The sequence below is a fragment of the Pseudomonas sp. 5P_5.1_Bac1 genome, assembly GCF_025466015.1.
GTDB lineage: Bacteria > Pseudomonadota > Gammaproteobacteria > Pseudomonadales > Pseudomonadaceae > Aquipseudomonas.
The window spans coordinates 203,878-218,369 of record NZ_JANLNX010000115.1 but is presented as its reverse complement, the minus strand read 5'-3'; the positions used below and the strand labels follow the sequence as shown (position 1 = coordinate 218,369).

Genomic DNA, 14,492 nt, shown 5'->3' with positions numbered 1-14,492 from the left:
TGCTTCGGCGGTGCAGGCCGAGCAGGGGCCGGTTATCGGTGAGGCGCCGTTGACGCCGATCCAGCGCTGGTTCTTCGACAGCGAGATTCCGCAACCGCACCAGTGGAACCAGGCGCTGATGCTGGCGCCGCGTGAAGCGTTGCAGGCTGATGTGCTGGCGGCGGCGTTGCAGGCCGTGCTGGCTCAGCACGATGTCCTGCGGGCGCGCTTCAGCCGTGACGGCGCGTATTTCCAGGCGCAGGCCACCGAGTCGTTGTGGGTGCGCCAACTGTCCAGCCGCGATCAATTGAGCGCACTGGCCGATGACGCCCAACGCAGCCTCGATCTGCAAAACGGTCCGCTGCTGCGCGCGCTGTTGGTCAACCTGCCCGAGGGCGAGCAGCGCCTGCTGCTGGTGATCCATCACCTGGTGGTGGACGGCGTGTCCTGGCGGATCCTGCTGGAAGACTTGCAGAACGCCTATACCGCCCTGGCGAGCGGCGCGGCGCTGGCCTTGCCACGCAAGACCAGCTCGTTCAAGCACTGGGCCGAGCAGTTGCAACGCCATGCCGGCAGCCCGGCGCTGGCGGCGCAACTGGGCTGGTGGCAGGCGCAGTTGCAAGGCGTCAGCGATGAGCTGCCGTGCGACCGCGTCGACGGCAGCCAGCAGCAACGGCATGCGCTGTCGGTCGCGACGCGACTCGACCGCGAGCTGACTCGCCAATTGCTGCAGGACGCCCCCGCGGCCTACCGCACGCAGATCAACGACCTGCTGTTGACCGCGCTGGCGCGAGTCATCGCGCGCTGGACCGGTCGCGCCGAGACCTTGGTGCGCCTGGAAGGCCATGGCCGCGAAGAGCTGTTCGACGACCTGGACATCACCCGCACCGTCGGCTGGTTCACCAGCCTGTACCCGGTGAAGCTGACCCCGGCGCTGGAACTGGCCGACTCGATCAAGGCGATCAAGGAGCAACTGCGCGCGGTGCCGGACAAGGGCATCGGTTACGGCGTGCTGCGTCATCTGGGCGACGAACAGGCGCGGCGCACCCTCGGCGCGCTGGCGCAAGGCAACATCGTCTTCAACTACCTCGGCCAGTTCGATGCTGGTGTCAGCGACGGCCTGCTGGTTCCGGCCAGCGAAAGCTGTGGCCAGGGCGTCAGCCCGCTGGCGCCGCTGGGCAGCCTGCTGAGCATCGACGGCCAGGTCGCCGGCGGCGAACTGTCGCTGGCCTGGACCTTCAGTGGCGAGGTGTTCGACCTGGCGACCATCCAGCGCCTGGCGGACGACTACGCCGACGAACTGGCCCGATTGATCGCGCACTGTGTCAGCGCTGGCGTGGGCGGCGTGACGCCGTCGGACTTCCCGCTGGCCGGCCTGAGCCAACTGCAACTGGACCAGTTCCCGCTGGCGGCCGGCGAAATCGCCGACCTGTATCCACTGTCGCCGATGCAGCAGGGCATGCTGTTCCACAGCCTGTTCGAGCAAGAAGGCGCCAGCTACATCAACCAGATGCGCGCCGACGTGCGCGGCCTCGATGTGCCGCGCTTCCAGGCGGCGTGGCAGGCGGTGGTGGACAGCCATGACGTGCTGCGGGCGAATTTCGTCAGCAGTTTCGGCCAGCCATTGCAGGTGATCCGCAAACAACTGGCGGTGCCGTTCGAAGTTCAGGACTGGCGCGGCCGCGTCGACCTGCCGGCGGCGCTTGCCGCCTACGCCGAGGCCGACAAGCAGCGTGGTTTCGACCTGGAGCGCGAGGCCCTGTTGCGCCTGACCCTATTGCGCACCGGTGAGGACAGTTGGCATCTGGTGTACACCAGCCACCATATCCTGCTCGACGGCTGGAGCAGCTCGCGCCTGCTGGGCGAGGTGCTGATGCACTACCGCGGCGAAGCGGTGCCGGCGCCACGCGGTCGCTACCAGGATTACATCCAGTGGCTGCACGGCCAGGATGCCCAGGCCAGCGAACGCTTCTGGAGCGAACAACTGGCTGAGCTGGATGAGCCGACCCGTCTGGTGCCGTGCTTCCACGCGGCGGAGCAGGGACGGGGGCATGGCGAGCACCGCCATGTCTTCGCCGAGGCCGCGAATACGCGTCTGGGCGAGTTCGCCCGGGATCAGCGCGTGACCCTCAACACCTTGCTGCAAGCGGCGTGGATGTTGCTGCTGCAACGCTACACCGGCCAGGCCAGCGTCACCTTCGGCGCCACTGTGGCCGGGCGTCCGGCGGACCTGCCGGGTGTCGAAGAGCAGCTTGGTCTGTTCATCAACACCCTGCCGGTGGCGGGCAGCCCGCGTGCCGAGCAGACCGTGGGCGAATGGGTGCAGCAAGTGCAGGCCCTCAACCTGGCCTTGCGCGAGCACGAACATTCGCCGCTGTACGAAGTCCAGCGCTGGGCGGGCTGGGGTGGCGAGTCGCTGTTCGACTCGATCATGGTCTTCGAGAACTACCCGATCGCCGAAGCGCTGCAACAGGCATCGCCGCAGTCGCTGGTGTTCGACAACGTGATCGCGCAGGAGCAGACCCACTATCCGCTGACCCTGGCTGTGGAGGCAGGCGAGCGACTGGTGCTGTCGATGAGTTATGACCGCGGTCATTTCGATGCGCCGGCCATCACGCAACTGGCCAGGCATTTCGAACACCTGTTGCAGGCGCTGGCCAGCGACGCCCGGGCATTGCTGGGCGAACTGCCGCTGCTGGACGACGCCGAGCGCCAGCACCTGTTGCATGACTGGAATGACACGGCGGTGGCCTTTGCCGACGCACCGATTCAGGACCTGATCGAGGCGCAGGTGCAGGCCACGCCAGAGGCTGTGGCGCTGATCCTTGGCGAACGGCAACTGAGCTACGCCGAACTGGACCGCCAAGCCAACCGCCTGGCGCATCATCTGCGTGAACTGGGCGTGGGCCCGGACGTGCTGGTGGGGATTTCGCTGGAGCGCAGCCTGGAAATGGTCGTCGGCCTGCTGGCGATCCTCAAGGCCGGCGGCGCTTATGTGCCGCTGGACCCGGCGTACCCGCGTGAGCGTCTGGACTACATGCTGCGCGACAGTGGCATTCGCCTGTTGCTGACCCAGTCGTCGCTGCTGGCGCAATTGCCGGTGAGCGAGAAGGTACGGAGCCTGGAGCTGGACCTGCTGATCGACTGGCAGGACAGCACCGAGATCGCGCCGCCGCAGGTTCATCTGCACGCGGACAACCTTGCCTATGTCATTTACACCTCCGGTTCGACCGGACGACCGAAGGGGGTGGAAATCCGCCACGGCGCGCTGACCAACCACATGCTGTGGATGCAGAACGAGCTGAAACTGGCGCCGCATGACCGCGTCCTGCAAAAGACCGCCTTCAGCTTCGACGCCTCGGTCTGGGAGTTCTGGCTGCCGCTGCTCAACGGCGCGCAACTGGTGCTCGCCAGCCCGGCGCTGAGCGATGATTTGTCGTTGCTCTGGAGTGAAGTGGCCGAGCACCACATCAGCATCTTGCAACTGGCGCCGTCGGTACTTCAGGCGTTGTTGCCGGAAGTGAAGGGCGGCCAACTGGATTCGCTGCGCACCCTGGCCTTCGGTGGCGAGGGCCTGAGCGCGGCGCTGGTGGAGCAACTGCGTCAGCAGTGGAACGGCCAGGTCTACAACCTGTACGGTCCGACCGAAGCGACCATCGATACCAGCAGTCTGCTGATCGAAGGTCCAGTTGATACCGCGATCGCCGCCATTGGCCGACCGATCAGCAACGTGCGCACCTATGTGCTGGACGCCAATTTGCAAGTCTGCCCGGTGGGCAGCGCTGGCGAGCTGTACGTCGGCGGTGATTCCTTGGCCCGTGGTTATCACCAGCGTCCCGACCTGACCGCCGAACGTTTCGTGCCGGATCCGTTCACCCCGGGCGCCCGTCTGTATCGCACCGGTGACTTGGTGCGCTACCGAGCCGACGGCGTGATCGACTACCTCGGCCGCATCGACCATCAGGTAAAGATTCGCGGCTTGCGTATCGAACTGGGCGAAATCGAAGCGCAGATCCTCCGGCATGCCGCCGTCCGCGAGGCGGTGGTGCTGGCGAAGGAAAATGGCACCGGCACGCAGTTGGTGGCGTACCTCATCGCCGATCAGGATCAGCCCGCCGTGGCCGACCTCAAGGCGCTGCTGGCTAAGGATCTACCGGCCTTCATGGTGCCGACGCAGTGGCTGTTCCTCGACCAATTACCGCTGACCCCGAACGGCAAGCTCGACCGCAAGGCCCTGCCACAGCCGGATAGCACTCAGGCGCAGACCGCGCATGTCGCACCGGTCACCGAACTGGAGCAGCAACTGGCGGCGATCTGGGCCGACGTGCTGAAAGTCGAGAAGGTCGGCATGAGCGACGACTTCTTCGACCTTGGTGGCCATTCGTTGCTGGCGGTTCAGGTGCTGGCGCGTATCCGTGATCAGTTGCAGTGCGAAATCGCCCTGCGCGAGCTGTTCGAGAAGAGCACCCTGGCCGATCTTTGCGAGGTGGTTGAACAGAAACAGGGCCAGGCGGGCAGCGCCCAGGACGAACTGACTAAATCCCTGGAGGCACTCAAACGTCTTAGTGCAGAGGAAATCGATAACTTGATCGCTTAGCAGGAGACCCAACGTGCAAGAGCTGCTCGACTCTGTGAAATCGCTGTCTGCCCGGGAACGCAAAGCGTTGGCGGTGCTGCTCAAGCGGCAAGGGGTGAATTTGTATGGCGTCACCCCGATTTTCAAACGGGAGGTCGAAGCCAGCTCGGCACTTTCCTACGCTCAACAGCGTCAGTGGTTTCTCTGGCAACTGGAGCCGCACAGCGCCGCCTACAACATTCCGGTGGCGCTGCGACTCAAGGGGCAACTGGATATCCAGGCGCTGGAAGCCGCGTTCGGCGCCCTGATTGCCCGCCATGAAACCCTGCGCACCTGCTTCCGGCAGGATGGCGACACCGCGGTGCAGATCGTGCATCCGGCGTCGCCTTTCCTGTTGGCGGTGGAGCCGCTGGCCGCCGCCGACCTGGAGGCACGGGTCACCGAGGAACTGCGCCGACCTTTCGATCTCGAACAAGGCCCATTGCTGCGGGTCAGGTTGCTGCGCCTCGGCGAGGAGGAGCATGTCCTGACCCTGGTGCAGCACCATATCGTGTCCGATGGCTGGTCGATGCCGATCATGGTTGATGAGCTGGTGCGCCTGTATGCCGGTCACAGCCGCGGCGAACCCGTGCACTTGCCGGGGTTGCCGATCCAGTACGCCGACTACGCGATCTGGCAACGCAACTGGATGGAAGCCGGCGAGCAGGAGCGCCAGTTGGGCTACTGGACCGCGCAACTGGGCGGCGAGCAGCCGGTGCTGGAGTTGCCGACGGACCGGCCGCGGCCGCTGGTACAGCGCCATGCCGGTGCGCGCTTCGATATCGAGCTGGCGCCTGATCTGGCGCAGGCCTTGAAGGAGGTGGCGCGGCAGCACGGGGTGACGTTGTTCATGCTGTTGCTGGCGTCGTTCCAGACCTTGCTGCATCGCTACAGCGGCCAGGCGGACGTGCGCGTGGGCGTGCCCACTGCCAACCGCAATCGTGCGGAAACCGAAGGGCTGCTCGGCCTCTTCGTCAACACTCAGGTGCTCAAGGCCGAGTTCGCTTTCGACACCACTTTCAATCAGTTGCTGCAACAGGTGAAGCACACCGCCGTGCAGGCCCAGGCTCATCAGGACCTGCCGTTCGAGCAACTGGTGCAGGCGTTGCAGCCGGAGCGCGACCTGGGCCGCAGCCCGCTGTTCCAGGTGATGTTCAACCACCAGACGCGCAATTCCGGACAGGGTCGCACCTTGCCGGGGTTGAGCGTCGAGAAGCTGGCGTCGTCGTCGCAGACCGCGCAGTTCGACCTGACCCTGGAGACGCTGGAGCACGAGAACGGTGTCGGCGCGGCGATCACTTATGCCACCGCGCTGTTCGACGCCACGACCATCGAACGCTTCGCCCGCCACTGGCGCAATCTGCTGCAAGGCATCTGCGTCGATGCCGGCCGGCGGGTCGCGGCCTTGCCGCTGCTGGATGCCGCCGAGCACCAGCAGATTCTCGTCGAGTGGAACCGCAGCGAGGCCGAGTATCCCCGTGAGCAGTGCCTGCCGGCGCTGTTCGAAGCCCAGGTGCTGGCGACGCCGGACGCTACCGCGCTGGTGCTCGGTGATGCGTCCCTGACGTATGCACAACTGAACACCCGCGCCAATCAACTGGCCCACAAGCTGCGCGAGCTGGGCGTGGGCCCGGACGTGCTGGTGGGCGTGGCGCTGGAGCGTTCGCTGGAGATGGTGGTCGGCCTGCTGGCGATCCTCAAGGCGGGCGGCGCCTATGTGCCGCTGGACCCGGATTTCCCGCGGGATCGCCTGGCCTACATGATGGAGGACAGCGGCCTGAAACTGCTGCTGACCCAGTCCGCGCTGCTGGCGCAACTGCCGGTCCCGGCCGGCATCGCCAACCTGTGCCTGGACCAGGACGGGGACTGGCTGGATGGCTACAGCCAGGACAACCTGCCTGTACTCGCTGGCCCGGACAATCTGGCTTACGCGATCTACACCTCCGGTTCCACCGGTCTGCCCAAGGGCGTGACCATTCACCATCAGGCTTTGGTCAACTTCCTGTGCAGCATGGGTGAGAAGCCGGGCATGACGGGCGAAGATCGGGTCCTGCAACTGACCTCGCTGTCCTTCGATATCGCCGGTCTTGAGCTGTACCTGCCGCTGATTCGCGGCGCCGCGGTGGTGCTGCTGAGCACGCACCAGAACAAGGACCCGCAAGCGCTGCTGAACGTGATCGACAAGCAGAACGTGACGGTGATCCAGGCCACGCCATCGAGCTGGCGAATGATCCTCGACGCGGCACCGGCCGGTACGCTCAACGGGAAGACCATTCTTTGCGGCGGCGAAGCCCTGAGTGCCGAACTGGCCCAGCGCCTGATCGATCAGGCCGGGCATGTATGGAACGTCTACGGTCCGACCGAAACCACCATCTGGTCGGCGCGCCATTACCTGACCCGCGCCGACGACGTGTGGCTGGGCAAGCCACTGGCCAACACCACGCTGCATATCATCAGCGACGATATCGACGTGCTGCCGGTGGGTGCCCGTGGCGAGTTGCTGATCGGCGGCGACGGCCTGGCCCGTGGTTATCACCAGCGCCCATCGTTAACCGCGGAGCGCTTTATCCCTGATCCGTTCTCCAGCAATGGCGGCCGCCTGTACCGCACCGGCGACCTGGCGCGTTACCACGCCGATGGCGTGATCGAGTACGCCGGACGTCTCGACCATCAAGTGAAGATTCGCGGCTTCCGTATCGAACTGGGCGAGATCGAGGCGCGGCTGCTGGAGCACCCGGCGGTGCACGAAGCGGTGGTGATCGATATCGACGTGGACGGTATCAAGCAACTGGCTGCGTGGCTGGTCGCCAGTGACAGCAGTGCCAGCACCGACGCGTTGCGCGCCGAACTCAAGGCCCATCTCAAGGCCAGCCTGCCGGACTACATGGTGCCAAGCCACTTGGTGTGGCTGGACAAGATGCCGCAGACCCCCAACGGCAAACTGGACCGCAAGGCCCTGCCGAAACCCGATGCCAGTCAGGCCCAGGCCGTTTATGAAGCGCCGCGCACCGAGCGCGAGCGGCGTCTGGCGCAGATCTGGGCTGATGTGCTGAAGGTCGAGCGGGTCGGCCTCAAGGACAACTTCTTTGCCCTGGGCGGGCATTCGTTGTTGGTGATCAGCGTCGTCGGCAGGATCCGCGAAGCGTTCTCCCTCAGCATCAGCCTGCATGATTTTCTTCTGCTGGAAACCTTCGAAGAACTGGCGGACTTCGTCAACGCGGGGGAGCGCCGGGTGAGCAAGCCGGTGATCAGCATGAACAGCGCTGGCAGCGACAAGGCCCCGCTGTTCTGCCTGCCGCCGGGCGGTGGCGGCACCTACGCTTACTACCCGCTGGCCGGGCATTTGAGCGGTCAGCGCAGCGTGCTGGGGGTGGTCAACAAGAGCCATGTGGTGCCGGGCTGGTTCGAAACCTCCTGGGACGGGATGGTGGCGTACTACGTCGAGCAGATCAGGCAAGCCCGGCCCAGCGGTCCCTATCACTTGCTGGGGTGGTCTTTGGGTGGTGCGCTGGCGATGGATGTGGCGCACGCGCTGGAGTCGGCGGGGGAGACGGTCGGCTTCCTGGGGCTGATCGACACTTTCCTGCCGACGGAGGCGAGCGAAGCCGTTGCGCAGGTTGAAGCGCCTGTCGAGGCGAAGCCTGAAGGTCCGTGGGATGGCCTGGTGAAGAGCCTGTTGGCCTTTGCTCCAGGCATTGGCGAACAGACGGTGCTGGGCTTGATCGACGAAGCGACGGCGCGTTTTTCCGACTCGCCGGAGGCTGCCGACTGGGTGATTGACCGGGTCGCCGAACAGAGCGGCGCGGCCCCCGAGGCGCTGCGCGCCGTGCACCGGGATATCGCCGTACAGGCCGAGATTGCCGGTGGCTATCAACTGCTCGGCGTGAACATGGCCCTGGCCCGCTCATTCGCCTTGAAGCCGCTGAAGGTCGTGCCGCAGTGCTGGTGGGCAGGGGCGAGCAGGAATGCCGGGCAGGTCGAGGCCGACGAGGCTTTGTTGCGTGGCGGTTGTGCGGTGAGTGGACTGTGGTCCGAGACGCTGCAGGGGCAGAAGCATGATGACGTGATCTTGAGTCCGGCATTGCTGGAGAGCTTGATGCGGCGGTTGGAGGGGGTTGAGTGAGTGGTGTGAGGCACCAGCCGACAGTTTTTCGCTGCTCTCAAGATCGAGCGCCGCCCATGCGGCGCATCGCCGGCAAGCCGGCTCCCACAGGGGGCGCGGTGCTAGCCGTTTTTGTGGGCCACTGATTTGCTTTTGCTGTTGCTCTTGATGCACGCAAGTTCAGACGCCACAGATTGCGGCGTCAGAAGGCCGCGTGGCCTCCGAAAGGCACCGGAGGGAGGGGACCCGGAGCGCAGCGTAGGGCCGGATGCAGGAGCCAGCGGTTTTCGTCTAATTTGCCAAGACAAAATGGACTCGCCGTAAAGGCGAAAGGGGCCGGCGGCCTCGCCACATCGAACGGATAAGCTCAGAGCACCCAAGCCCAAAGCTCCCCTGTATTCCGTGAAGAACCAAAAAAGGCCAGTCGGTAACCCGACTGGCCTTTCCTTTGTCACGCGTCAGTCAGTAACCGATCAGAAATCTCCGCGCAGGGTCAGCATGTAGCTGCGCGGTGCGCCGAAGATATTCCCGCGGTCCAGTGCCGGGGCGGAGATGTAGTAGCGGCGGTCGAACAGGTTTTCGCCGTTGACCGCGACGCTCCAGTGCTCGTCGAGCTTGTAGGCGACGCGTGCGTCCCAGATGGCCCGGCCACCGTCTCCGAATTCCACGCCGTTGGTCTTGTTGCTGAAGCCCGACTGGGCGGAAACGCCAACACCCGCGGACACGCGGTTCCACTCGGCGGGCAGGGTGTACATCGTGCTCACGCGCGCGATGTGTTTGGGGGTATCGGTGGTCAGCGGCGATGCGGAGCTGCTGCTGGTCATGTTGTAGGTGTAGCCACCCATGACTTGCAGGCCCGGCAAGACTTCACCGCTGGCTTCAAGGTCGACGCCCTTGCTGCGCTGGGTGGTGACGTTGAAGTAGCAAGTACCGGCCGCGTCGTTGGACGGGCAGCGGCCGCGGTTGGCGACGTCTTCGCCGAGTACGTCTTCCTGCTTGATGTAGAACAGCGCCATCGACACGTTCAGTTGCTTGTCGAACAGTTCGCCCTTGATCCCGGTTTCATAGTTGGTACCGACGGCCGGATCCAGTGGCGAGCCACTCACGCTGCGGTAGTTGGCCTGGGGCTTGAAGATATCGGCGTAGCTGGCATACCAGGACCAGTTTTCGTTGATGTCATAGATCAGGCCGGCGAACGGGGTGAACTCACGGGTCTGTTTGTTCTCGTAGTCACCGGTACCGATCTTGTCGTTGTAGTCGTAGTTGTACCAGCTCAGACGGGTACCCAGGATCAGGCTCAACGGCTCGCTCAGGTGGATGCGGGTGTTGGCGAAGATGCCTTTGCGTTCTTCGGTGGATTCGTTGATTTGCGACCAGGCCGGGCGTGCCGGTTTGATCAAGGCATTATGGTTCACGTCAAACACGTTGACCGGGGTGTTGACGATGCCAGCGGTGACCACACCGCGTTTGGTGCCGACGGTCTGCTTCGACCAACTGGCGCCCACCGTGACCTCGTGCGTCAGGCCGAAGGCATCGAAGTTGCCTTCCACGAAGCTGTCGACGCCATTGCCTTTCATGCTGACGTCGCGGAATTCCACGCCCCGCCAGGTGGCGCCGGCATTGGTGATCGGGTTGATGCCGATCGGTGAGCCCAAGGCCTGGGCATAAGGGACGACCGAGGCGAAATCACCTTCGGTATGGATCAGCGTGGTCTTGCTGGTCCAGTTGTCGTTGAAGCGGTGGGTGAGTTCGGCGAAGGCTTCGTCGGTTTCGCTGTCCTTGTAGGCCCAGTTCTGACTGAGGGTGGTGGAACGGGAGATGTCCAGCGAGTTGCCGTTGTTGTAGCGCGGCAGGTCGTAGATGGAGTAGCCGTTCATATTGCTTTTCTGACGACGCACGCTCAGCGCCACGGTGGTGTCTTCCGACAGGTCGCCTTCGACGATGCCGTAGAACAGCGGCGTCTGGGTTTCCTGGCCATCCAGGTAAGTGCCGCGGTCCTCGTAGGCGGCGACCACGCGACCGCGCAGGGTGCCTTCGTCGTTGAGGCGGCCGCTGCCGTCCAGGTCCATGCGGTAGTTGTCCCAGGAACCGGCTCGGGTGGTGATGGAGAACTGCGGTTCCGAGGTCGGACGCTTGCGCACCAGGTTGATCGCACCGCCCGGGCTGCCAGCGCCGACCAGCAGGCCGGAGGCGCCGCGCAGGACTTCGACGCGGTCGTAGAAAGCCATGTCCAGCGGCATCCAGCCGGTCAGGTTGTAGGTCTGGCCGGGAATGCCGTCCATCATGAAGGCTTCTTCGCCCAGCACGAAGCCGCGGGACTGGTACTGGTGCGAGCCGAAGTTGCGCTGGGTGAACGACAGGCCCGGGGTCTTCGCGAGCACCTGGTCCAGGGTGTTGAGGTTTTTGTCGTCCATCAGTTTGCGGGTGATGATCGACACCGACTGCGGGGTTTCCCGCAGCGAGTGCGCGCCTTTGCCAATGGTCACGGCGCCGGTGGTGTAGGAACCGGTGTTCTCGGTGGTAGTGCCCAGGGCGTGGGAGTTGATCGAGGTCGGGGCCAGGTTGACCGACGCCGACGAATCACTGGCGGCCAGGGTCAGGGTGTCGCCCTGCACACTGTAGGACAGCCCCGAGCCACCGAGCAGTTTGCCGGCGGCCTGTTGCGGGGTCAGGCGGCCATGCACTGCGCTGCCGGTCTTGCCACGCACGTCTTCAGTGCTGAACAGCACCTGCAGATTGGCTTGACGCCCCAACTCACTCAAGGCACCCGCCAATGGCTGTGCCGGGATGTTGAACTCCACTTCCTGAGCCTGTACCTGGGCGGCGATCGGCAGGGTGAGTGCCATGCCGATTGCGGCGAGCGAAGGCTTGGCGCGCAAGGCACGGCTCAGCAGCAGGGCTTTGCTCAGTGGCGTAAGTCGAGGCGGTGTGTGCATGGAAGGAAAACTCGTTCTAATGGTTGTGTGTCGGGATGGGCGACGGCCGTCGCGGCAGCGGCTCGTTGGCAGGAAGTGCTCTGCAGGCAGGCCGAGGCCTTGGCACTTTTCTAGAGGTCGAGCGCGTTTCGTCGTTGAAGAGAACGAGTTGCACCTGCGCGGATTTAACGGAATTTTCACTTTCTCGCAGATCGCGAAAAATCGCGGCAAATCTGCGCGTTTACGGAGGTTCGCCGTTTTTATGGCGCTTTTTTACTGGCGCGCGGAAGCGCCCGTGTGCGGGCGCCAACAGGTCTGGAAGCGGGGGGAGGGCGGTGTCGCGCGGCTCAGAAATCGCCGCGCAGGGTGGCCATGTAGCTGCGTGGGTCGCCGAACAGATTGCCGCGGTCGAGGGCATTGGCCGAGTAGTAGTACTTGCGGTCCAGCAGGTTTTCCCCGCTCAGGCCGATGGTCCAGTGCTCGTCCAGTTTCCATGACACCCGCGCATCCCAGATCGCCCGCCCTGGTGAGCCGTAGTTCTGGCCCGGGCTGTTGTTCCAGGAGTAACCGGACTGGGCCGAGACGCCGGCACCCACGGTCAGCCGGTTCCAATCGCCGGGCAGGGTGTAGCGGGTGGTCAGCCGTGCCAGGTGTTTCGGGGTTTCGTTGGAGACCGGCCCGCCGGCACTGCTGCGGGTCATGTTGAACGTGTAGCCCGCCAGCACCTGCAGCCCCGACAGGACTTCACCGCTGACTTCGAAGTCGACGCCGCGGCTGCGTTGGGTGGTGCCATTGACGTAGCAGGTGCCCGTGGGGTCGTTGGTCAGGCACTTGTCGAGGCTGGTCGTGTCGAGGGCGGCCACGTCGTCCTGGTGGATATAGAACAGCGCCAGGGAGAGGTTCAGCCGCTTGTCCAGCAGTTCGCCCTTGATCCCGGTTTCATAGTTGGTGCCCACTGCCGGGTCGAGGGTCGAGCCGCTGGAGGTGCGGTAGACGCTTTGCGGCTGATAGATGTCGGCGTAGCTGGCGTACCAGGACCACTGCTCGTCAATGTCGTAGATCAGGCCCGCGAAGGGCGTCAGCCGGTGGTCCTGGCGCGCGGTGAAATCGCCGCTGGCAAGCTTGTAGTTGAAGTCGTACTTGTACCAACTGAGCCGCGCGCCCAGCACCAGGGTCAGGGGTTCGGCAAGGTGCAGGCGGGCGTTGGTGTAGACACCGCTGCGCTGGTCAACCGACTGGTTGATCGAAGTCCAGGCGGGGCGCGCCGGCCTGGCGAAGGCATGGTGATCGACGTCGAAGATATCCACAGGAATGTTCACGGCCACCGGTACGCGTTTTTCCAGCACGTCCTGCCTGGACCAGTTGGCGCCGAGGGTGATTTGCTGCGGCAGGTCGAACCACTCGAAGTGACCTTCCACATGGCTGTCCACGCCGGTGCTGTCGATGTCGGTGTGGCGGAATTCAACGCCCCTGAACGCGGTTCCGCTTTGCGTGACCGGGTCCACCGCACCGCGGGCATATGCCACTGCCAGGTTGAAGCTGCCCTTGGAGTGGATCACCGAGGTCGTGGCGCTCCAGTCGTCGTTGAAGCGATGGGTGAGTTCGGTGAAGGCCTCGGTGACCTCGGCTTCATGCTCGTTCCAGTCCTGAACCAGCGCGGTGGAGCGGGAGATGTCCAGGGAACTGCCGTCCTTGTAGCGCGGCAGTCCGTAGATCGAGTAGCCCTTGAATTGGCCGGACTGGTAGCGAAGGCTGCCGGTCAGGACGGTGTCGTCGTCCAGGTCGGCGTCAACGATGCCGTACAGCAGCGGCTGCGTGGATTTCTTCTCATCGATGTAGGAGCCCTTGTCCCCGTAGGCGGTGATGAAGCGCCCGCGCAGGGTGCCTTCTTCGTTGAGCTTGCCGCTGCCATCCAGGTCGAGCCGGTAGTCATCCCATGAGCCGGCGCGGGCCATGACCGTGAGCCGTGGTTCGGCGGTGGGGCGCTTGCGCACCAGGTTCACCGCGCCGCCCGGGTTGCCGGGGCCGATAAGCAGTCCCGAGGCGCCGCGTAGCACTTCCACCCGGTCATAGATGGCCATGTCAACCGGCAGCCAGGCGGTGATGTTGTAGGCCTGGCCGGAAATCCCGTCCATCAGGTAACTCTCGTCCCCCAGTACGAACCCGCGTGACTGGTAGAGGTGAGAGCCGAAATTACGCTGCCCGAAGGTCATTCCCGGTGTCTGCGCCAGCACTTGGTCGAGGCTGGTGAGGTGGCGGTCGTCCATCAGTTGGCGGGTCATGACGGTCACCGACTGAGGGGTTTCCCGCAGGGTTTGTGTCGATTTGCCAATGGTCACCGCGGAGGCGGCATATGACCCGGTGAATTCGCTGGTGGCATCCAGCGGCTTGGCGCTGATTGACGTGGGCGCCATGTCCAGCACCGCGGGGCTTGCGACCGTGCCCAAGGTCAGGGTGTCACCCTGCAGGCTGTAGTCGAGGTTGCTGTTTTTCAGCAGCAGGCGGGCGGCCTGTTCGGGCGAATAGCGACCGCGCACCGCCGGGCTGACGTCACCCTGGATCTGCTCCGGGTTGACCAGCACTTGCAGGTCACTTTGCCGGCCCCACTCCTGCAGGGCACTCCACAAGGGTTGCGCGGGAATGTTGAAGTCCTTTTCCGCAGCGCGAACCTGACTGTTCTGCGACAGGGCAAGGAGCGCAACGGCGGCTGTCAGGGCGGGTTTCCTTACCCGCAGGACAAGCTTCAGCAGTAACGCGGAAGAGGATGAAGAGGGTCGGGATGCCAAAGAAAATGATATCCATTTGTGTGGAGTATCACATTCTGGCATGTGATGGCACTTGCCTACCACCACCCCCTCCGGCAACCGGTCTGAAAGGCGCG

4 protein-coding genes are annotated in these 14,492 nt (G+C 64.4%); 2 read left to right on the top strand and 2 right to left on the bottom strand.

Features of this window, described 5'->3' with window-relative positions:
• Both NTD82_RS27310 and NTD82_RS27305 read left to right on the top strand, forming a co-directional pair.
• Positions 1-4,576, top strand: a 4,576-nt coding sequence (locus NTD82_RS27310) for a non-ribosomal peptide synthetase (protein WP_262130969.1), incomplete at its 5' end; no start/stop codon positions are given.
• Between the two features lie 13 nt (positions 4,577-4,589).
• Positions 4,590-8,717, top strand: a complete 4,128-nt coding sequence (locus NTD82_RS27305) for an amino acid adenylation domain-containing protein (RefSeq protein WP_262130968.1) — start codon at positions 4,590-4,592, stop codon at positions 8,715-8,717.
• Positions 8,718-9,169: 452 nt separating this feature from the next.
• On the opposite strand, the gene NTD82_RS27300 is transcribed toward NTD82_RS27305, so the two are convergent.
• Together NTD82_RS27300 and NTD82_RS27295 are read right to left on the bottom strand one after the other, a co-directional pair.
• Complete coding sequence (locus NTD82_RS27300) at positions 9,170-11,632, bottom strand: TonB-dependent siderophore receptor (RefSeq protein ID WP_262130966.1); 2,463 nt, start codon at positions 11,630-11,632, stop codon at positions 9,170-9,172.
• 326 nt (positions 11,633-11,958) lie between these two features.
• Positions 11,959-14,439, bottom strand: coding sequence for a TonB-dependent siderophore receptor (locus NTD82_RS27295; protein ID WP_410017092.1), 2,481 nt, complete (start codon positions 14,437-14,439; stop codon positions 11,959-11,961).
• Positions 14,440-14,492 lie beyond the last annotated feature (53 nt).

Coding starts and splice junctions, on each gene's coding strand:
- NTD82_RS27300 (WP_262130966.1), bottom strand. CDS start 11,632: ATGCACACACCGCCTCGACTTACGCCACTGAGCAAAGCCCTGCTGCTG.
- NTD82_RS27295 (WP_410017092.1), bottom strand. CDS start 14,439: ATGCCAGAATGTGATACTCCACACAAATGGATATCATTTTCTTTGGCA.